General features: G+C 72.0%; 15 protein-coding genes. 10 read left to right on the forward strand and 5 right to left on the reverse strand.

All coding sequences use genetic code 11. From position 1 onward, the window contains the following. The first annotated feature begins 462 nt into the window (after positions 1 to 462). Both AMK22_RS02805 and AMK22_RS02810 read left to right on the forward strand, forming a co-directional pair. On the forward strand, positions 463 to 1239 hold the full coding sequence (locus AMK22_RS02805; RefSeq protein ID WP_073781609.1) for an RNA polymerase sigma factor: 777 nt from the start codon (positions 463 to 465) through the stop codon (positions 1237 to 1239). Continuing rightward, a complete protein-coding gene (locus AMK22_RS02810) occupies positions 1239 to 2636 on the forward strand; it encodes a hypothetical protein (protein ID WP_073781610.1) in 1398 nt (465 codons plus the stop codon). The genes AMK22_RS02805 and AMK22_RS02810 overlap by 1 nt, the downstream gene beginning before the upstream one ends. Before the next feature lie 162 nt (positions 2637 to 2798). Here AMK22_RS02810 and AMK22_RS02815 read toward each other — a convergent pair whose 3' ends face one another. Next, positions 2799 to 3827, reverse strand: a complete 1029-nt coding sequence (locus AMK22_RS02815; protein WP_079185893.1) for a L,D-transpeptidase family protein — start codon at positions 3825 to 3827, stop codon at positions 2799 to 2801. 449 nt (positions 3828 to 4276) lie between these two features. Between AMK22_RS02815 and AMK22_RS02820 the strand changes: the two genes are divergently transcribed. Together AMK22_RS02820 and leuE are read left to right on the forward strand one after the other, a co-directional pair. After that, positions 4277 to 5857 (forward strand): acyl-CoA mutase large subunit family protein, encoded by a 1581-nt coding sequence (locus AMK22_RS02820; RefSeq protein ID WP_073781611.1) that lies wholly within the window; start codon positions 4277 to 4279, stop codon positions 5855 to 5857. Between the two features lie 89 nt (positions 5858 to 5946). Next, complete coding sequence (gene leuE / locus AMK22_RS02825) at positions 5947 to 6612, forward strand: leucine efflux protein LeuE (protein WP_073781612.1); 666 nt, start codon at positions 5947 to 5949, stop codon at positions 6610 to 6612. Here the strand turns inward: leuE and AMK22_RS02830 are convergent. The 3 genes from AMK22_RS02830 to AMK22_RS02840 form a co-directional block, all read right to left on the reverse strand. After that, entirely contained in the window at positions 6599 to 7018 is a 420-nt protein-coding gene (locus AMK22_RS02830) for a hypothetical protein (RefSeq protein ID WP_073781613.1), read from the reverse strand. The two genes, leuE and AMK22_RS02830, sit on opposite strands and share 14 nt — an antisense overlap. A 197-nt stretch (positions 7019 to 7215) precedes the next feature. Beyond that, on the reverse strand, positions 7216 to 8637 hold the full coding sequence (locus AMK22_RS02835) for a polysialyltransferase family glycosyltransferase (protein WP_073781614.1): 1422 nt from the start codon (positions 8635 to 8637) through the stop codon (positions 7216 to 7218). Then, positions 8637 to 9614: a glycosyltransferase family 2 protein gene (locus AMK22_RS02840; RefSeq protein WP_073781962.1), complete on the reverse strand. Its 978-nt coding sequence runs from the start codon at positions 9612 to 9614 to the stop codon at positions 8637 to 8639. Before AMK22_RS02840 ends, AMK22_RS02835 begins: the two co-directional genes overlap by 1 nt. A 209-nt stretch (positions 9615 to 9823) precedes the next feature. Between AMK22_RS02840 and AMK22_RS02845 the strand changes: the two genes are divergently transcribed. The 4 genes from AMK22_RS02845 to AMK22_RS02860 all read left to right on the forward strand — a co-directional run bounded on the left by AMK22_RS02845 (position 9824) and on the right by AMK22_RS02860 (position 14618). Next, positions 9824 to 11173, forward strand: coding sequence for a DUF6716 putative glycosyltransferase (locus tag AMK22_RS02845; RefSeq protein WP_073781615.1), 1350 nt, complete (start codon positions 9824 to 9826; stop codon positions 11171 to 11173). Positions 11174 to 11343: 170 nt separating this feature from the next. Then, positions 11344 to 12570, forward strand: a complete 1227-nt coding sequence (locus tag AMK22_RS02850; protein ID WP_073781616.1) for an acylneuraminate cytidylyltransferase — start codon at positions 11344 to 11346, stop codon at positions 12568 to 12570. 48 nt (positions 12571 to 12618) lie between these two features. After that, the gene (locus AMK22_RS02855; RefSeq protein WP_073781617.1) at positions 12619 to 13551 is read left to right on the forward strand and encodes an N-acetylneuraminate synthase family protein; all 933 of its coding nucleotides are present in this window, start codon (positions 12619 to 12621) and stop codon (positions 13549 to 13551) included. A gap of 11 nt (positions 13552 to 13562) precedes the next feature. Further along, a complete protein-coding gene (locus tag AMK22_RS02860; protein WP_073781618.1) occupies positions 13563 to 14618 on the forward strand; it encodes a hypothetical protein in 1056 nt (351 codons plus the stop codon). Between the two features lie 126 nt (positions 14619 to 14744). On the opposite strand, the gene AMK22_RS02865 is transcribed toward AMK22_RS02860, so the two are convergent. Then, on the reverse strand, positions 14745 to 16124 hold the full coding sequence (locus AMK22_RS02865; protein WP_242433811.1) for a N,N-dimethylformamidase beta subunit family domain-containing protein: 1380 nt from the start codon (positions 16122 to 16124) through the stop codon (positions 14745 to 14747). A 612-nt stretch (positions 16125 to 16736) separates the two neighbouring features. Between AMK22_RS02865 and AMK22_RS02870 the strand changes: the two genes are divergently transcribed. After that, a complete protein-coding gene (locus AMK22_RS02870; protein WP_073781619.1) occupies positions 16737 to 17354 on the forward strand; it encodes a hypothetical protein in 618 nt (205 codons plus the stop codon). A 241-nt stretch (positions 17355 to 17595) separates the two neighbouring features. Continuing rightward, entirely contained in the window at positions 17596 to 18825 is a 1230-nt protein-coding gene (locus tag AMK22_RS02875; protein WP_199883121.1) for an amidohydrolase, read from the forward strand. The last annotated feature ends 51 nt before the right edge of the window (positions 18826 to 18876 follow it).

Raw genomic sequence — 18876 nt, forward strand, 5'->3', positions numbered from 1 at the left:
GAGACCGGCGCCTACGGCTGCGGGGAGTGTGGATCGCCGCAGTGACCCCCGCCGTGAGCCACGGCCCACCAGATAGGAGGGCGGAGCCGGGAGGCCCGGAGCGAGGACTGGGCAGCGTGTCACCTCGGGCGCTCTGGCGGCTGCGTTGGTCACGCGTTGGTTATGCAGACGGTCCGTGACCCGCATATTACCTGGTCAGAGGGGTCAAATGGGGCGACGACCGGGGCCGCCACCCCCCACAGGAGAGGCCCCGGTCGTCTTCCACGGGGCCGTAGGACGACCCCGTATTCCACTCAGCGCCGCCGCGGCGATTTCTGTCACACCGCACTCTGTCCGAGGAATGTTGCAGGTTGTACAAGCCGTGGACGTACTCACGCGTAAGGTCGTAGCGTGCTGAGTCGCGCAGGGTGACACGGCAGTGATGACCAGCTGCTATTCAAGACAGCAGGGCAGGTTGAGGGAGTGCTGGGGGACGACGCCGAGCTGACTGCAGCCGTACTCGCGGCGCAGGGCGGGGACGAAGATGCCTTCCGTACCGTGTACCGCGCCGTGCAGCCGCGCTTGCTCGGCTACATACGGACACTCGTGGGGGAGTCGGACGCCGAGGACGTGGCGTCCGAGGCGTGGCTGCAGATAGCCCGCGACCTCGGCCGCTTCAGCGGCGACGCGGACCGGTTCCGAGGCTGGGCGGCGCGCATAGCCCGCAACCGCGCCCTGGACCATCTGCGGATGCGCGGCAGGCGTCCCGCCATAGGCGGCGACGAATCGGAGCTCTCGGACAGGCCGGCCGCGTCCGACACCGCCGACGAGGCGATGGAGGCCCTGGCCACCGGCAGCACGATGTCGCTCATCGCCCAGCTGCCGCAGGACCAGGCCGAGGCCGTGGTGCTGCGCGTGGTCGTCGGACTGGACGCCAAGAGCGCGGCGCAGACGCTGGGCAAGCGGCCGGGAGCGGTGCGCACCGCCGCGCACCGGGGGCTGAAGCGGCTGGCCGAGCTGCTGCGTGTGAATGGTGCGAGCGGTGTGAACGGCGTGGGAGTCGAGGGCGACGGAGAAGCAGGAGGAGCGGGAGGAGCGGAACAGGCGGACCGCGTTCGCGCGGACGATCCGGCGGACCAGGGCGCGACGGGCCGGACGACGGAGCTCGGTGCCGTGCCCGCCCAGCGTCCCGCACACCAGGGGCTGGCGGCCCCGGCCGGTGTGACGCATACGCGTCCTTGGACGCAGAAGGACATGTGATGGCCGACGAGCGGTACGAATGGCTTGACGAGGACGCGGCGGAGCACCTGCTTCGCGGCGAACCGGTCGCTTCCCTCGACGGTCACCAGGCTACGGAGGCGCAGGAGCTGGCGGCGGCACTGGAGACCGTCGCCCGGACCGCCCGCCCGGCCACCGGCGAACTGCCGGGCGAGGCCGCGGCGCTCGCCGCCTTCCGCGCCGCCGCGCACTCCGCGCCTTCCGTGCCCACGAACGCGGGCGATCTCGCCACGAGCGCGGAGACGTCGGAGCACGCCGAGGTCACCGGGCACGCGGAGGAGGCGGGCGAACCGGTCACGGTCGGCGTGCTCGACCCCGTCCGTATCCACTCCGCCACCGGCACACCCGCTTCGACCGCCCCGTCGGCCGCGGGCTCCCCGGCGGCGGGCCGCGGCCGTGCCCGCTCCCGTTCCCCGCGCCGGAACAGACCCGTGCGGTTCGGCCTGGTCGCCTCCTTCGCGGGCTGCGCGCTCGGCGGGGTGGCGATGGCCGCGAGCGCGGGCATGCTCCCCGGGCCGTTCGGCGGCCACGCCCCCGCGCCCGCGAGTTCCGTGTCGGCCGACGCGTCTCCCGATGCGGTCGGCTCACAGGACATCACCGGCACGCACCCGCCTGCCGATCCGCCGGTCTCCCCGGACGCGCCGCCCTCCGCGCCCCGGACCGGTTCCTCCGCCCCCGACGACCGGGACGCCGACAGGAGCGGTGAGGACGCCGACCCCGGCAGCGGCGATGGCCGGACGACCGGCCGCGGGCCGGATGATTCCCCGCACGGCAAGGCGTCCGAGAAGCCGGGGAAGGGGACCTCCAGCCGCTGGTACGCCGAGGCGAAGCGGGCGTGCCGGGACTACCGCGACGGCGACCTGGACGACGACGGCAGACGCGCCCTGGAGGCGATGGCGAAGGGTGCCCGGAACCTGGAGCGGTTCTGCGACCGGATACTCGCCAAGGAGGAAAAAGGGCGGAACGGGCAGGGTGATCAGGACGGGCAGGGCGGGTCGGGCGACGGCGACCGCACCGGCGAGGACAGCGACGACGACGGTCAGAGCCAGGGCCAGGGTGTCGCGAACGAGCGGGGCGAGGGGAACGGGCGGGGCGAGGGGAACGGGCGGAACCAAGCCTTCCCGGCGGCCCGGTTCACCACCGCTCCGAAGCGGCCGTCCGTGACCCCGACGCCGCGGCGGCCCGCGTCACCGTCCGCCTCGCCCTACGTGGCACCGCCCGCCGCCTCGCCGTACCCGGCACCGTCCCCCTCGCCGTCCGCGATCCCGTCCGCGATTTCGTCCTCGGCGTACCGGGCGGCGGATGGCCCGGCGGCCGACTCCTCGGGTCGCGGGCCGTGCGCACGGGGCTGCGGCAGCGCCGCCCACCATCAGGTGTGACGTTTTTCGAGACCGTGACGCAGTACTGAATGCCGACTGGTCATCGGCAGCGCGACGAGCCGAGGTTCCCCCCGTACCTGTGGCTCAGCGCATCGGCGCGGGTGGGACATGTTCCCCCTGTCCCGCCCGCGCCACCCCGCTTCCGGCCGAGGACTACGGCCCTCAGCCGTGGACGACGACCTTGTCCCCCTCCTTCACCTGGGCGAACAACGCGGCGATCTTCTGCTCGTCGCGGACGTTGACGCAGCCGTGCGAGGCTCCGGCGTAGCCGCGGGCCGCGAAGTCCGCCGAGTAGTGCACCGCCTGGCCGCCGCTGAAGAACATCGCGTACGGCATGGCCGTGTGATAGATCGTCGACACGTGGTGCCGGGACTTCCAGAAGACGGAGAAGGTGCCCTCGCGGGTCGGCGTGTACTGGGAGCCGAAGCGGACGTCCATCGACGAGACGACCCGGCCGTCGACCATCCAGGACAGCGAGCGGCTGTTCTTGCTGATGCACAGCACCCGGCCCGTCATGCAGCGCTTGTCCGGCTTGGTGACGGGCAGGGTGGTCGGCGGGCGCAGTTCGGTCGCCGTCGGCGGGCGCGTCATGTCCAGCAGTCGCTGCCAGGTGACGGTGTCCGTCTCGCCGGTGGCGGCCAGGCCGCGCTTGGTCTGGAAGGACCGCACGGCGGTGGCCGTGACCGTGCCGTAGTAGCCGGTGGGGGAGCGGTCGAAGTGACCGATCTGCCGCAGTCGGGCCTGGAGCTCGCGCACCCGGTCCCCCTGGGTGCCGCTCGCGATCAGTGGCGTGCCCTGCGGGTCCGGTTTTGTCGACGGCTCGGGTGCGGCGGTCGGCCCGGCGGTCGCGGTGGCCGTCGGGGAGGCCGACGAGGGCGCGGCCTTCGGGGGCGTGGGCGACGCGTCCGGGGAGGCCGACCGCCGCGCGACGGGCTTGGCGTCGTCGCTCGGCGTGGACCCGGGCGGCGCCGGTGGCGGCGCCGAGCCGTCGGCGGCCGGCGCCTCGCAGCCGGCGGTCGCGACGGCCGCGGCGAGCACGGCCAGAGTCGCCTTGGCCGTGGCCCCTGCCCAGCTCCGTCTCCCGTGCCCCGCCCGGCCTCTGCCGCCCGTCCGCGCGGTGGGCGGTGCGGTGTCCGGCGACCCGAGCGGTGCCCCGCCCCGCGACGCGTCTGCCGTGGTGCTGCGTATCATCTCGGCCCCCTGCTCCTCCGGGTTGTTCCAGTGTCCCCAAGGGCTGTCCCGTGAGCCCCGGCGGGCGCGCGACGACGGCTGTGGCACCTCGCCGCTTTGTCGGAATGTCCGCATACGTCCGGTATGCCGACGCCCCTCCGCCCTGCGATGCGCCACATCGGACGCCGCGCGCTGATCCACCATGGATTACCGGGCAGCCCTCAGGGGCGGATTCCCGCCCTCCCGGTTGTCAAAGCCCGCACATGACGGGGCAACCCGCGCATGATGGGGGGAAGCGGTCACGGCGGCCCCCGGGCCGGGCGGGTGCTGTGAGCAAGGTCCCAGCGTCCGCCCCTCCATCGGCCTCGTGCCCGCCGATACAGTCCGTCGCGGGAACCCCCTCATTACCGGTAAGTAGCTTGTGGTCGACAAGCGGCTTGGTGAAGCAGCTTCAGCGGGAGGCACAGCAGATGACGCGTGAGTCGGAGTCGGGACTGCCGATCGAGCCGGTGTACGGACCGGACGCACTCGACGGCTGGGACCCCGCGGAGAAGCTGGGGGAGCCGGGCTCGTACCCCTTCACGCGCGGGGTCTACCCGACGATGTACACCGGCCGCCCGTGGACGATGCGGCAGTACGCGGGCTTCGGCACGGCCACCGAGTCCAACGCCCGGTACAAGCAGCTGATCGCCAACGGCACCATGGGGCTCTCCGTCGCCTTCGACCTCCCCACCCAGATGGGCCACGACTCCGACGCGCCCATCGCGTCCGGCGAGGTCGGCAAGGTCGGGGTCGCGATCGACTCGGTCGACGACATGCGGGTCCTGTTCGACGGCATCCCGCTGGACAAGGTGTCCACGTCCATGACGATCAACGCCCCGGCCGCCCTGCTGCTGCTCCTGTACCAACTGGTCGCGGAGGAGCAGGGCGTCGGCGCCGAGAAGCTGACGGGCACGATCCAGAACGACGTGCTCAAGGAGTACATCGCGCGCGGCACGTACATCTTCCCGCCCGGCCCCTCGCTCCGCCTGATCGCGGACATCTTCAAGTACTGCCGGGCCGAGATCCCGAAGTGGAACACCATCTCGATCTCCGGGTACCACATGGCGGAGGCCGGTGCCTCGCCCGCGCAGGAGATCGCGTTCACGCTCGCCGACGGCATCGAGTACGTCCGCACCGCCGTCGCCGCGGGCATGGACGTCGACGACTTCGCGCCCCGTCTCTCCTTCTTCTTCGTCTCCCGTACGACGATCCTCGAAGAGGTCGCGAAGTTCCGCGCCGCCCGCCGGATCTGGGCCCGGGTGATGAAGGAGGAGTTCGGCGCGAAGAACCCCAAGTCGCTGATGCTGCGCTTCCACACCCAGACGGCCGGGGTGCAGTTGACGGCCCAGCAGCCCGAGGTCAACCTGGTGCGTGTCGCGGTCCAGGGCCTGGCGGCGGTCCTCGGCGGCACCCAGTCGCTGCACACCAACTCCTTCGACGAGGCGATCGCCCTGCCGACCGACAAGTCCGCCCGCCTCGCGCTGCGCACCCAGCAGGTCCTGGCGTACGAGACGGACGTCACCGCGACCGTCGACCCGTTCGCCGGTTCGTATGTCGTGGAGAGGATGACGGACGACGTCGAGACGGCCGCCCTGGAGCTGATGCGAAAGGTCGAGGACCTGGGCGGCGCGGTGCAGGCGATCGAGCACGGCTTCCAGAAGAACGAGATCGAGCGCAATGCGTACCGGATCGCTCAGGAGACCGACAGTGCCGAGCGCGTGGTGGTCGGTGTCAACCGCTTCCAGCTCGACGAGGAGGAGCCGTACGAGCCGCTGCGCGTCGACCCGGCGATCGAGGCGGAGCAGGCGGCCCGCCTCGCGAAGCTCCGCGCGGAGCGCGACCAGGGCGCGGTGGACGCGGCGTTGACCGAGCTGCGGAAGGCGGCGACGGGCACGGACAACGTCCTGTACCCGATGAAGGACGCGCTCAGGGCGCGGGCCACCGTCGGCGAGGTCTGCAACGCGCTGCGGGAGGTGTGGGGGGCGTACGTGCCGACGGACGCGTTCTGAGGCCCCTCTCTCCGGGAATTCACCGCCTCTCCGAGAATTCACCTCTTCCGTCTGGACGGAGTGTCGTACCCACGTGCGACACTCCGTTCATGCTGGGTGTCACCGACCTTCCTACCTATCTCGCCGGTCTGGCAGTGATCGTGCTGCTGCCGGGACCGAATTCGCTGTACGTGCTGTCCGTCGCCGCCCGGCGCGGGGTGCGCACCGGATACGTGGCGGCGGCCGGGGTGTGGACCGGGGACACCGTGCTGATGACGCTGTCCGCGCTGGGTGCCTCGTCGCTGTTGCGGACCACACCGGTGCTGTTCGCCGTCGTCAAGTTCGCCGGTGCGGGCTATCTGACCTGGCTGGCCATCGGCATGCTGCGGTCGGCTGTGGCGATGTGGCGCGAACGGCACCGGCGGATGGCCGAGCTGACGGAGGAGAGCGCGGGGGCGGAGGCCGCCGGGGCGATGGAGCGGCCCTACCGCCGGGCTCTGGTGGTCAGCCTCTTCAACCCGAAGGCGATCCTGTTCCTGGTCTCCTTCTTCGTGCAGTTCGTCGACCCCGGATACGCGTACCCGGCGCTGTCGTTCCTGCTGCTGGGCACGCTGTTGCAGATAGCCAGCGTCCTCTATCTGACGATGCTGATATTCGGCGGCACCCGCCTGTCCGCCGCGTTCCGCCGCCGCAGGAGGCTGTCGGCGGGCGCGACCTCGGCGGCGGGGCTGCTGTTCCTCGGGTTCGCGGCGAAGCTGTCGTTCAGCAGCGTGTGACGGGGACTGCGACGAGCGCTTCGAGGACGGGCTGCGGCTGATCGTCGCGGGCATCGAGGCCCGGTACGGGGGAGCACGCCTCCAGTGCCACGAGCGTACGGAAGGCGACGACGGCCCCGCGCTCGGCGTGGGTCTCGTCCCCGCACAAGTCGGCGATCTCCCGCACCAGTTGGTTCATCTCATGGGCGGGCGGGATGCGACGCGAACCGCGCCCCGTGCCGTCGAGCAGCAGCCCCAGGGCGTACTGGAGCCGCCGCCCCTCGTCGGATTCCGCGCGCAACGAGGCGATCTCGCGGCGCAGTTGTCCGGAGGCGCGGTCCACCTGCACCTGGATGCGGTGGTCGAGCAGATTGAGCGCGGGCCGCAGGGCGCGCTTCGTCAGGCGATTGCGCAACAGGGAGGACATGGGTGGGAACGCACGCCCGTGCGATACGCGCGGCCCACCACCGGATGATGGTGATCGGATGAAGTCTGGGTGTCCTTGCGTCGTCGTTCTCGCGAGGCGCGTCCGGGGCGTGCGGGGAGTGGACCACGGGCCACGCCCGAGCACGCCTGAGGGCGGCCGTACAGCCGCCGCCCTCAGGCGTGCTCGGGCGGTCCCCGTCAGCCCGTCGCCGCTCGCCTCAGCGTGCGGGCCTTGCGGGCGAGGCGGCGGACCGTCGCGTTGCGCGGGATGAACGCGAGCTGCTGGGGGACGGCGCCCGGCAGGCCCAGCGCGGTCAGCCGGCGCCGCTTGAAGTAGCGCCGGATGTCGTCCCGGTACCGGCTCAGGTAGCGCTCGGCCTCGGGCCGCAGCCCGGCCTGGAGCTGCGGCTGCATGGCGTAGCCGACCGCGCTGATCAGCCCGGTCGGCTTCCCCCGGACCTCGTCGGCGGAGGGCGGCGACCAGCCGGTGACGGCGGACGGATCCTCCAGGTCGGGCAGCAGCGCGTCGACGATCGTCAGCGGGATGCGGTTGCTGTTCTGGTACGGAGCGAGCCGTTCCAGCACGGTGTCGGTGCCGACGCGGGCCACCGGGAGCCCGTAGAACGACGCGGCGGTCAGCAGCGCGGTGGAGAAGCAGCCGACGACCAGGGCCGGCCGCATGGTCCCGAACAGCGTCTCGGCGAGGACGGGACTGTCCAGCACGGTCAGGTCGGCGCCGAGCCGTTCCGCCTCCAGCTCCAGCAGCCGCGCCCAGTGGGCCGGTGCGCTGGGGTGCGGCTTGAAGACGACCCGGGTGTGACCGAGGGCGACGGCGCCGCGCAGCATCCGCGCGTGCAGCTCCTCCTCCTGCTGGGGTGTGAGGATGCCCAGCGTGGAGAGGTACTGACCGAGCAGCAGGGCCGGTGCCGATGCCGGTCCCGAGGAGGTGGGAGAGGCGCCGAACGTGGCATCCAGCGAGGCGTCGAGGGCCGCAGATCCGGCCAGTTCGTCCAGCACCTCCAGGAAGACATCGGTCGGTACGACCTCGGACCCGACGCCGAATTCGGTGAGCAGCAGCGGCCGCAGGCCCGGCACCAGGTCCAGATGGAGCAGCCTGCGGATGCGGGTGCCGAGCAGCTGGTCGAGCCTGCTGCGGGTCGGGCCGTAGCTCATCAGGCCGTCGGCGTAGATGTGCACGGGGCTGTCGCCGAAGACCACGGCGAGGGCCTGGGCGGGGTTGGCCTGGATGGACTCGCAGGCGATCTCGACGGGCCCGTCCCCGAGATGCCACTCCCTGCGCACGGCCCGCTGCCACAGCGAGGCGTCCTGCTCCCTGGGCGACCATCCGGCGGGGTGGAACGGACGGATGAATTCGTTCCAGGAATACACGTCGTCGAATTCGGACTCCAGTTTCTCGAAACCGGGCCTGCGGTGGAGCGGTGTGCCCAGTTCGGGAGAGGCGGAGGTGTCGCTCACGACGAGAATGCGACGGTGTTCGGACCGGGGACCGAACAGGCCCGCACGCAACGCGGCGACGACCGTCGCGGCGGCGTACTGCGTGCACGCGGAGAAGATCTGGGTGGTGGACCGGCCGACCGGTGCCGTGTACGTACCGGACATCAGGCCGCGACCTCCCGCGACACGGAGCGGCGGCGTACCCGGCGCAGCCGGTCCGCACGGCGGTCGCCCAGCGAATTCAGCGTGTCCGCGAGAATGTCCTGGGGCATGCGCCGCAGAGAGGCCGCGCTCAGGGTGCGCAATTTCCGTGCCACTGCTGGTTCGAACCTTTCGATGGATTCCAGGTGATGTGCCATGACCGCGCAATAGGTCCGTACGGCCTTCGGCAGCAGCCGGTCGGCCTCCGGATCCTGTGCCGTTTCTTCGAGCACCTGGTCGAAGGCCCGGATGAAGTCGAGCTGTCGCACGTCGCCGATCTGCGTGAGCGAGGACGCCACCCCGCGGCGGTAGAAGACCCCCTGGAGCCCGACCACCGCGAAGGACTCGGCCTCGCGGTGCAGACGCCAGATCCAGGGCCGGTCCTCGGCGGTGCGCAACCCGTCCCGGAAACGGAGCAGCCCCGACTCGACGAGCCGGCGGTGATAGGCGCCGGCCCAGGCGTACGCGTAGTCCACGGGCGTCGACCGGTCGGCCGGCAGGATCACGTCGCGCGGCCGCATGACGGTGTCGCGCACGCCGTGCGGGACCTGGTGGACCGTGCGCGTCCGGTCCGTGAACTGCACATGGTCCGTACGGACGAAGTCGCAGCCCAGCCCGGTGACGGCGGCGAGCAGCCGCTCGTAGTACCCGGGAACCACCCAGTCGTCGCCGTCGAGGAAGGTGAGGTACTCGCCCCGAGCCGCGTCGATCCCGGTGTTGCGGGCGGTGGCCAGGCCCCCGTTCGTCTCGTGTCTGACCAGGACGGCACCCGGGATCTCGCGCTCCGCGCGCGCGAGGATCTCCGGCGTCCCGTCGGTCGAACAGTCGTCGACCAGGATGAATTCGAAATCCTCGCGGGCATTGGCCCGCAGGCTTCGCAAGGTATCGGAAGCATATGCCTGCACGTTGTAGAACGGCACGATGACGGAGAGCTTGACCACCTGCCACACGCTAGGTGCGGGGTCGTCATTTGCCTTGGCCCCGGAAAGGACGACAGGTGAACGAAGAATGTCGAAATGATGAACCGGATCGATTGCTTGCCCGGTGCGGGGTTTTTGTGAGGGTGATTCGCCGATCGTCGGCGGGCTGTTAACCAGCTGTTGTGGTCGCGTTGGGCCGCGAATCGAAATGCCTTCCTAAGTTCTGGGGCGTGGCTCCACGTACCGATAAGACGACCGCCCTCCGGGTAGCCGTGCTCGCCGACTCCGACACCCGGTGGAAATGGGGCGCGCTCACCGCGCGCCGTCTCACCGCCGGCGACCGGGGTGGTCCGGCGCAGCGCGTCGAGATCAGCGGACTGCTGCTGCGCGGCCGGTCCACCCCGACCCCGCGCCAGCTCGCCGAGGTCGGAGACGTCGGCATAGCGTCCGACCGGGTGCGCGAGGTCACGGCCGTCGAGTTCCTGCACGAGGTACGGGACGAGGGGTACGACGTCCTCGTCCTCGCCCTCGTCGGGGGAGCCGTCCAGGCGATGCTGCACGGGCTGGCCGCGCTGGGACCGGCGGCCCGGCCGTTGGTCGTCACCGGCTACGTCGGCGTCGTCTACGAGAAGCTCGCCGACGGGCTGCTGCTGCGGCACGGCGCGGACGTCGTGCTCGCCAACTCCCGCCACGACGCGGAGCGTTTCCGCACGGTGTACGAGGGGGTCGGCGCCGACGCCTCGGCCGTCACGGAGGCCGCCCTGCCGTTCCTCGGCGGCGAGCCGTACCGCCCGAAGGAGGGCCGCGACACCGTCGTCTTCGCCGCCCAGCCCTCCGTTCCGGCCTCCCGCGCCGAACGCACGTACCTGCTGCGCCGGCTCGTCGAGCACGCCCGGCTGCACCCGGACCGCGAGGTGCTGCTGAAGCTGCGGTCCAAGCCGGGCGAGCACACCACGCACATCGAGGAAATCCCCTACCAGCGGCTCGCGGAGAGGATCCCCGGCGGACCGCCGCCCAACCTCCGTCTGGTGTACGGACACATGGGCGAGGTCCTGGACGGCGCCGACCTGCTGGTCACGGTCTCCTCGACGGCCGCTCTGGAGTCCCTGCACCGGCGCATCCCGACCGCGGTCCTCACCGACCTCGGCGTCCGCGAGGCCCTCGGCAACCACCACTTCATCGGCTCGGGCCTGCTCACCTCCTGGGACCACCTGGACGGCGGCCACCGCCCGGAGCCCGCCGCCGGATGGCTGGCCCGCCAGGGGGTCGCCGCCGACGGTACGTACGCCACCGCCTACGACGCCGCCCGCGCCCGCGTGGAGGACCTGCTCGCCGTCGGCCGGCTGCCCGCGATCGCCCCGTACTACACGCCCGCCACCGCCCCCGGCTACCTCCCCGGCATCCTCGCCCGCCACCACCTGGGCCCCGACGGCCGCCCGCTGCCGGGCACGCAGCGGCCGCGCGAGACCGGCGGGCTGCGCGGCGCGGTCCGCGAGGCGGTACGGGAGGCGGCGCGGGGCGCGTACCGGCAGGGCGTCCAGCGGGTCGCACCCGTCATCCGGCGGATGGGCGAGCTGTGACCGCCGCGCCCGGGGCCCCCGGCCCCACCACCGTCGCGTCCGGCAACGGCGCTTCCGGAGCAGCCTCGCCGACCATCCCCGGACCCGCCGCCACCGCGGCCGGACCCGCCGCCCCGTACCCACCCGTCCACCGGCCCCACCACCCACCGACCCCGACTCCAGGAGCAGCGATGACGCCGCCCACCGTGCTCGCCGTGATCCCCGCCCGCGGGGGATCCAAGGGCGTCCCGGCCAAGAACCTCGCCCAGGTCGGCGGCGTACCGCTGGTCGCCCGCGCCGTACGCGCCTGCCTGGCCTCCCACGAGGTCACGGACGTCGTCGTGACGACCGACGACGCGGCCGTCGCGGACGCCGCCCGCGCTGCCGGTGACACCTCCGGCACCCCGGAGCGGCTGCACATCGTGCGGCGCCCCGCGGCCATCGCGGGGGACCGGGCGAGCAGTGAGGACGCGGTGCTGCACGCCCTGGACGCGTACGAGGCGATGCGCGACCGTGCCGCCGACGTGGTGCTGCTGGTCCAGTGCACCAGCCCCTTCGCCGTACGGGAGGACATCGACGGCGTCGCCGCCGCGGTCGCCCGCGAGGGAGCCGACACGGCGGTCACGGTCGCCCCCTTCCACGGCTTCCTCTGGCGCGACGGCAGCGCCCTGGAAGACGGCAACCACGGCGTCAACCACGACAAGTCCGTCCGCCAGATGCGCCAGGACCGCCCCGAGGACCTGCTGGAGACCGGCGCCGCGTACGCCATGGACGTCGCCGGGTTCCGCGCCCACCGCCACCGCTTCTTCGGCCACACCGCCCTGGTGCGCACCGACCCCGAGCGGGTCCTGGAGATCGACGACCCGCACGACCTGGCCCGCGCCCGCGCGCTCGCGCCGCTGCTGGACCCCTCCCCGCTGCCCACCCTCGCCGACGTCGACGCGGTCGTCCTCGACTTCGACGGCACCCAGACCGACGACCGGGTCCTCATCGACGCCGACGGACGCGAGATCGTCGCCGTCCACCGCGGCGACGGCCTGGGCATCGCGGCCCTGCGCAAGGCCGGGCTGCCGCTCCTGATCCTCTCCACGGAGCAGAACCCGGTCGTCGCGGCCCGCGCCCACAAGCTCCGCATCCCGGTCCTGCACGGCATCGACCGCAAGGACCTGGCCCTCAAGCAGTGGTGCGACGAACAGTCCATCGCCCCCGAACGTGTCCTCTACGTGGGCAACGACGTCAACGACCTGCCGTGCTTCGCACTCGCCGGCTGGCCCGTCGCCGTCGCGAGCGCCCACGACTCGGTGCGCGCCGCGGCGCGTGCCGTCACCACCACGCCGGGCGGCTCCGGCGCGATCCGCGAGATCGCCGCCTGGCTGCTGGGCCCCACCCTCACGAACCCCACCGAGTCCCCCAAGTGATCCCGGGTCCCCCCAAGACCCACACCCCGAGTTAAGGAAACACACCTCATGAGCACCTCCCGCCTGCGCACCCTCGGCACCCGCACCGCGGGCCCCGGCCGCCCCGTCTACGTCACCGGTGAGATCGGCATCAACCACAACGGTGACCTCGACAACGCCCTCGCCCTGATCGACGTGGCCGCCGACGCCGGCTGCGACGCCGTCAAGTTCCAGAAGCGCACCCCGGAGATCTGCACCCCGCGCGACCAGTGGGACATCGAGCGCGACACCCCCTGGGGCCGCATGACGTACATCGACTACCGCCACCGCGTCGAGTTCGGCGAGGACGAGTACCGGGCCATCTCCGAGCACTGCGCCCGGCGCGGCATCGACTGGTTCGCCTCCCCGTGGGACACCGAGGCCGTCGCCTTCCTGGAGAAGTTCGACGTGCCCGCCCACAAGGTCGCCTCGGCCTCCCTCACCGACGACGAGTTGCTGCGCGCCCTGCGGGCCACCGGCCGCACCGTCATCCTCTCCACCGGCATGTCGACCCCGAAGCAGATCCGGCACGCGGTCGAGGTCCTCGGCTCGGAGAACATCCTTCTCTGCCACGCCACTTCGACGTACCCGGCCAAGGCCGAGGAGCTGAACCTGCGGGTCATCAACACCCTCCAGCAGGAGTACCCCAACGTCCCGATCGGCTACAGCGGCCACGAGACCGGCCTCCAGACGACCCTCGCCGCCGTCGCCCTCGGCGCCGTGTTCGTCGAGCGCCACATCACCCTCGACCGCGCCATGTGGGGCTCCGACCAGGCCGCCTCCGTCGAGCCGCAGGGCCTCAGCCGCCTGGTGCGCGACATCCGCACCATCGAGGCGTCGCTCGGCGACGGTGTCAAGAAGGTGTACGAGTCCGAGCTCGGCCCGATGAAGAAGCTCCGCCGGGTCGCGGGCGTCGTCGCCGAGAACGAGGCCGCCCCGGCCGCCGAGCCGGTCGCGGTCTGACGGGCCGACCGGTGAACCTCGCCTTCGTCGAGAGCCCGGTCCAGCTCCTGAACGTCCTGGAGTGGGCCTACGCAGAGGGAGGCGACGACCACGTCCTGGCGGACGTCACGGTCGTCGTCCTCCCCCCGGTCGACCCGATGTCGCGCGGCCAGCTGCGCCGGATGGCGGAGCTGGCCCGCGACGAGGGCGTCAACGTCCGATGGCAGGAGGCGCGCGGCGGTGCGGGCGCGCCCCTGAAGACCCTGCGCGCCCTGACCGGACTGCTGCGCGGCGCGGACCGGATCGTCATAGGGGACCCGTTCTCCCGTTACGTCCAGTTCCTGCTGACCATGGTCCGCGCCCGCCGCCTCACGGTGGTCGACGACGGCACGGCCACCATGGAGTTCGTCGCCCAGCTCGCCCGCGGCGAACGCCTGGTGCGCTGGCACCGCAAGGGCAGCTCGGGCCCGCGCGAACTGGTCCTGGCCCCGGTCACGGCCCGCGCCCGCAGCCGCTTCACCCCCTCCGCGACGCGTACCGTCGAGGTCTTCACGGCGATGCCGGTCGAGGCCCCGCCCGGCGTCACCGTCACCCCCAACACCTTCGCCTGGACCCGCGCCCGCTTCGGCCCGCCGCGGCTCACCAAGGGCGCGGACATGGTCGGCACCTCCCTCGTCGAGACCGGCGTGGTCGACCAGGACCGCTACCTGGAGATCGTCGCCTCCCTGGCCCGCACCCACCGGGCCGCCCGCTACTTCGCCCACCGCCGCGAGTCCGCCGAGAAGCTCCATGCCCTGGAGGCGGCCACCGGCCTGGAGATCGTCCGCCCCGACCTCCCCCTCGAACTCATCGCCCGCCGCGGCCCCATCGGCCGCACCGTCCTGAGCTTCCCCTCCACGGTCGTCCACACCCTGCCGATCGCCCTGACGGGCACGGAGGCCAGGGTCGCGGTCTGCGACATAGCCCCGGAATGGCTCCGCGACACCGCCTCCCCCCGCGCCCACGGCTTCCTGACCGGGGTCACGGAGACCGCCCGCGACGTACAACGCCTGGCGCCCTGGCGGGCGACGGCGGTCGGGGAGGCGTGAGAGCGGCCCGACGCGGGCCCGACGGGAATCGGCGCGGGACAGCCGCGCGTGATCGGACCGTGCCCCGGGGCACCATCACGGGGTGCCCCGGGCGGTTCGTCGGGGACGCGGCGCGCGCCCGTGCCCTCAGGCGTTCCGGCGCGCCAGCATGCGGGACAGCAGGTTGTGGGTGGCGCGCTGCACGTGCGGGTTCACGAAGCCGGGCTCGTAGAGCGCCAGCGGCCAGTAGAACGTTCCGGCGACGAAGACCTGCGTGCCCCGCTCGTCGACGCACAGGCTGGTGTTCTGCACGGTATGGCCCCGGCCCAGCCGGTCGTCGTAGGGGGACGCGGAGAGCAGCGTCTGCGTGGTGCCCGCGGGCCGGGGCATGGCCGGATCGAAGCCGTCGGCCTCGACGGCGATCAGATCCGGGATCCTGTCGCCGTCCCGCAGACCGGTGCCCGACCAGAACCAGTGGCCGCTCTCCCGGACGACCAGGGGCGCGGGCGTCTTGAGTATGCCGTTGTACTGGACGCCGAGCAGCCTCTGCTCCGCGTGCCGGTGCTTCGTACCGAGCTCGCGCCACCGCACCGTGGGCCCGCCCGGCCCCGGTTCGGGGTCGGTGGTCTCCTTGTAGCAGGTCACCACACGGTTCGGACCGCCGCCGTCGGCGTCCTCGACGCGGATCTGGAAGTAGATGTTGTTGGCGGTGAGGAACGCGAGATGGGTTCCGGCGGAGACGGCGCGCTCGGCGCAGTCGCGCATCTCCCTGGACCAGTACTCGTCGTGTCCGGAGAACATCATCACGCGGTGCTTCGAGGGGTCGACCCGGCCCTCGTGCAGGTCCACGCTGCTGGCATACGTGATGTCGTAACCGGCGCTCTCCGCCCACCGCGCCGCGCTGGTGTCCAGCTCGAACCAGTGCGGCGTACCGGACTGCGGGTAGGGCCGGTCGAAGGAGACCTTGAACGCGCGGTCCTCGGGTGCGCCCCACACGCCTTCGGGGCTGTAGCCGCGGTACAGGTTCTTTCCGGTGCGTCCGTCGTAGGGCCAGAGGTTGTACGCCTGGTACGTGGTGAAGGGGACGACCATCAGGATGTCGGAGCGGCGCTCGGTGTCGCGTACGACGAAAGGCGTGCAACTGCCGTACCCGTCCTCGGTCGTGAAGACCGCCACGTAGATCCCCGACCCCCACGACCCCGGTACGCGCAGCGTCCACGAGGCCGGCCAGTCGCAGGCGATGAGCCGGGCGTCGCCCTCGGCGGCCGGCCTGGGCCGCGGGTGCACGGGCACCGGGTCGCTGGTCAGCAGATGCCGGGTGCCCGTTCCGTCGTAGTGCCCCACGCGGTGGACGGCCACCGTGCACGTCTGGCTGCGGTGCGACGACAGGTGGAAGTCGATCGACTCCCCGCGGCCGACGGAGGTCTTCGACGCGTAGCCCTGGATCTGGCCGACGGTGTCGGAGACCTTCTTCGTGCCGCCCCGCAGCCTGTTCCATTCCTTCGGGACCGCACGACTGCGCGGCACCGAGGGGCTGTTGCTGACGTGTGTGGCCGGGGTGGTTCCGTCCTGCGCCCGGCATCCGGCAAGAGCGGCAGCACCGATTCCGAACGCAGCCAACGCCGCTCTACGGGACACCTTCGACACAGACACGCTCCGAGACCTGGACGCCGGGCCTGGTGCCCCGCACGCGGACATGGGCGACCGGCCGACGCGGGAGTCCCGGCGCCGTACCCGTCGGCGACCGTTTCCACTCCTGGTGAATGTGACCGATCGTGAAGGATGATGGGGAGAAGGTGTGGTTGGTTGCCTGCGGAAGGCATCGCGATGAACAGAGCGGCTGAAATGTAATTTTTAGTCCGAAATCACATAACTCTCGCCGATTCGGGTTGGTGTGAGGCGTGATGGCCCGATTCTGCCGCCCCTTCCGTCGGTCTTCCCTCCGCCGGGCCCGCCTGTCGGCCCTCTTCTTCGGCTCCCGCTGCCGGTCCGGGGCGGGCGGAGGAACCGGTGTCCGCGCACCCATGCCGGAGGTGTGGCGGGAAGGTGCCACCCCGAGCTCGGAGCGGCCCGCGCTCAGGGTTTGTTGGGGTCCATCCCTGATGGTGGGAGGGGGCGGCCCGGAGCGAGTATCGGCCCATGGAACGAAGTGAAGTGACAGGCCGTCATATTCCTTTCGTCGGTGCGGCCCTGATCGCCGGACCCGTCCTGATGGCGGCGTACGGGGTGGTGCGACTCGTCGGGCGGGGGCTCGACGACTACGGGCCCGGGGTGTGGTGGTCGGCGGCCCATCTGCTGTTCCTGGCCGGGGTGTTGGCGTTCGTGCCGGTCTTCTTGGGGCTGTGGAGGGCGGCGGGCGTACTGGGCGGCAGGGGAGTGGCGGTCGGGGCGGCGGCCCTGATCGGGCTGGCCGGTGCGGCGGCGGTCGCGGTGCAGGCGGGGATCGACCTGGTCGTCGGGTTCCTCGCGGCGGACGAGGACGCCATGAGCGAACTGTTCGAGAGGGTGCAGGACGTGCCCGGGGTGGTGCCGCTCGTCTACGCCGTGGTGCCGATGCTGTTCTGGCTCGGCCTGCTGGCCCTCGTCGCCCTGCTCGCCCTCTTCCGCCCGGACCTGGTGCCGGGGCGGACCCCGCCGCTGGTGCTGGTCGCGACGGTGCTGATGGCGGTGAGCCTGGACCTGCTGCCGGTCGGCGGGCTGTGCCTCGGGCTCGCACTGCTGCCGGTGCGGCGTGCGCTGTCCGACGCACGGAGGTGAGGGAGGCGAGGCGGAGGAGGAGCGTGAGAGGGACGAGGTGAGGGGCGCGGGCCCGTTCACTCGAACGGGCCCGTCTTGCGCCCCGCGTGCGCCCGGCGATCGAAATGCGCGAGTTTACCCACCTCGTCGTCAGCTCACACGCAGCGACCCGGTCATTTATTCGTCTGTGTGGCTGAACTTTTCTTGTTTCATGGTCAGTTGAAGGGGGAAGAGACGTACCCTTCACCGGGTGAACCACTTGATGTCCCGCGCGTCCGATGCTGTTCCCACGACCTCTGGCGACCCCCTCCCCGGCACCCTGTCCGACACCCTGCGCGCCGAGTTGATCGCCTTCCGGCGCGACCTGCACATGCACCCCGAGCTGGGCAACCAGGAGTTCCGCACCACCGCGGCCATCAAGGCCCGGCTGGAGAAGGCCGGGCTGCGGCCCCGGGTCCTCTCCACCGGGACCGGACTCGTCTGCGACGTGGGCACGCGGGACGACTCCACCCGGCCGATGCTCGCCCTGCGCGCGGACATCGACGCCCTGCCGATCCCGGACACCAAGTCGGGGGTCCCGTACCGCTCCACCGTCCCCGACCGGGCCCACGCCTGCGGACACGACGTCCACACCGTCTCGGTCCTCGGCGCCGGGCTCGTGCTCGCCGAGCTCGACCGCGAGGGGCTGCTCCCGAACCCCGTGCGCCTGATCTTCCAGCCGGCCGAGGAGGTGCTGCCCGGCGGGGCGCCCGACGCCATCGCGTCCGGGGCACTGGAGGGCGTCGGCCGGATCATCGCCGTGCACTGCGACCCGAGGGTGGACGTGGGGCGGGTCGGGCTGAAGGTCGGCGCGATCACCTCCGCCTGCGACCGGCTGGAGATCGGCCTCGACGGCCCCGGCGGGCACACCGCCCGGCCGCACCTGACCACCGACCTGGTCACCGCCGCCGCCAAGGTCGCCACCGAGGTGCCCGCGCTGCTGTCCCGCCGCGTCGACGCCCGCGCCGGACTCGCCGTCACCTGGGGACGGCTGCATGTCGGGCACGCCTGCAACGTGATCCCGCAGCACGCCGAGCTCTCCGGCACCGTGCGCTGCCTGGAGCTGGCCGCCTGGCGCGAGGCGCCCGACCTGGTGCACGCGGCGGTCGACGAGGTCGCCGGGATGTACGGCGCCAAGACCTTGATCAACTATGTCCGCGGCGTCCCGCCCGTCGTGAACGACGCGTCCGTCACCGATCTGCTCGCCGCCGCGATGACCGCGCGCCGCGGCGCCGACGCGATCGAGAGCACCGAGCAGAGCCTGGGCGGCGAGGACTTCTCCTGGTACCTGGAGCACGTCCCCGGCTCCATGGCCCGCCTCGGTGTCCGCACCCCCGGCGACAGTGCCCGGCTCGACCTGCATCGCGGCGATTTCGACGCCGACGAACGGGCCATCACGGTCGCCGTGGAGCTCTTCACTGCCTCCGCGTTGCTGCACGGCAACCATCCGTGACCGAAGGTGTCACCCCCCGTTCGCGACGATCCGATAACGGCTTCCGTACGG

The organism is Streptomyces sp. CB01580 (genome assembly GCF_001905795.1).
Classification (GTDB): Bacteria; Actinomycetota; Actinomycetes; order Streptomycetales; family Streptomycetaceae; genus Streptomyces.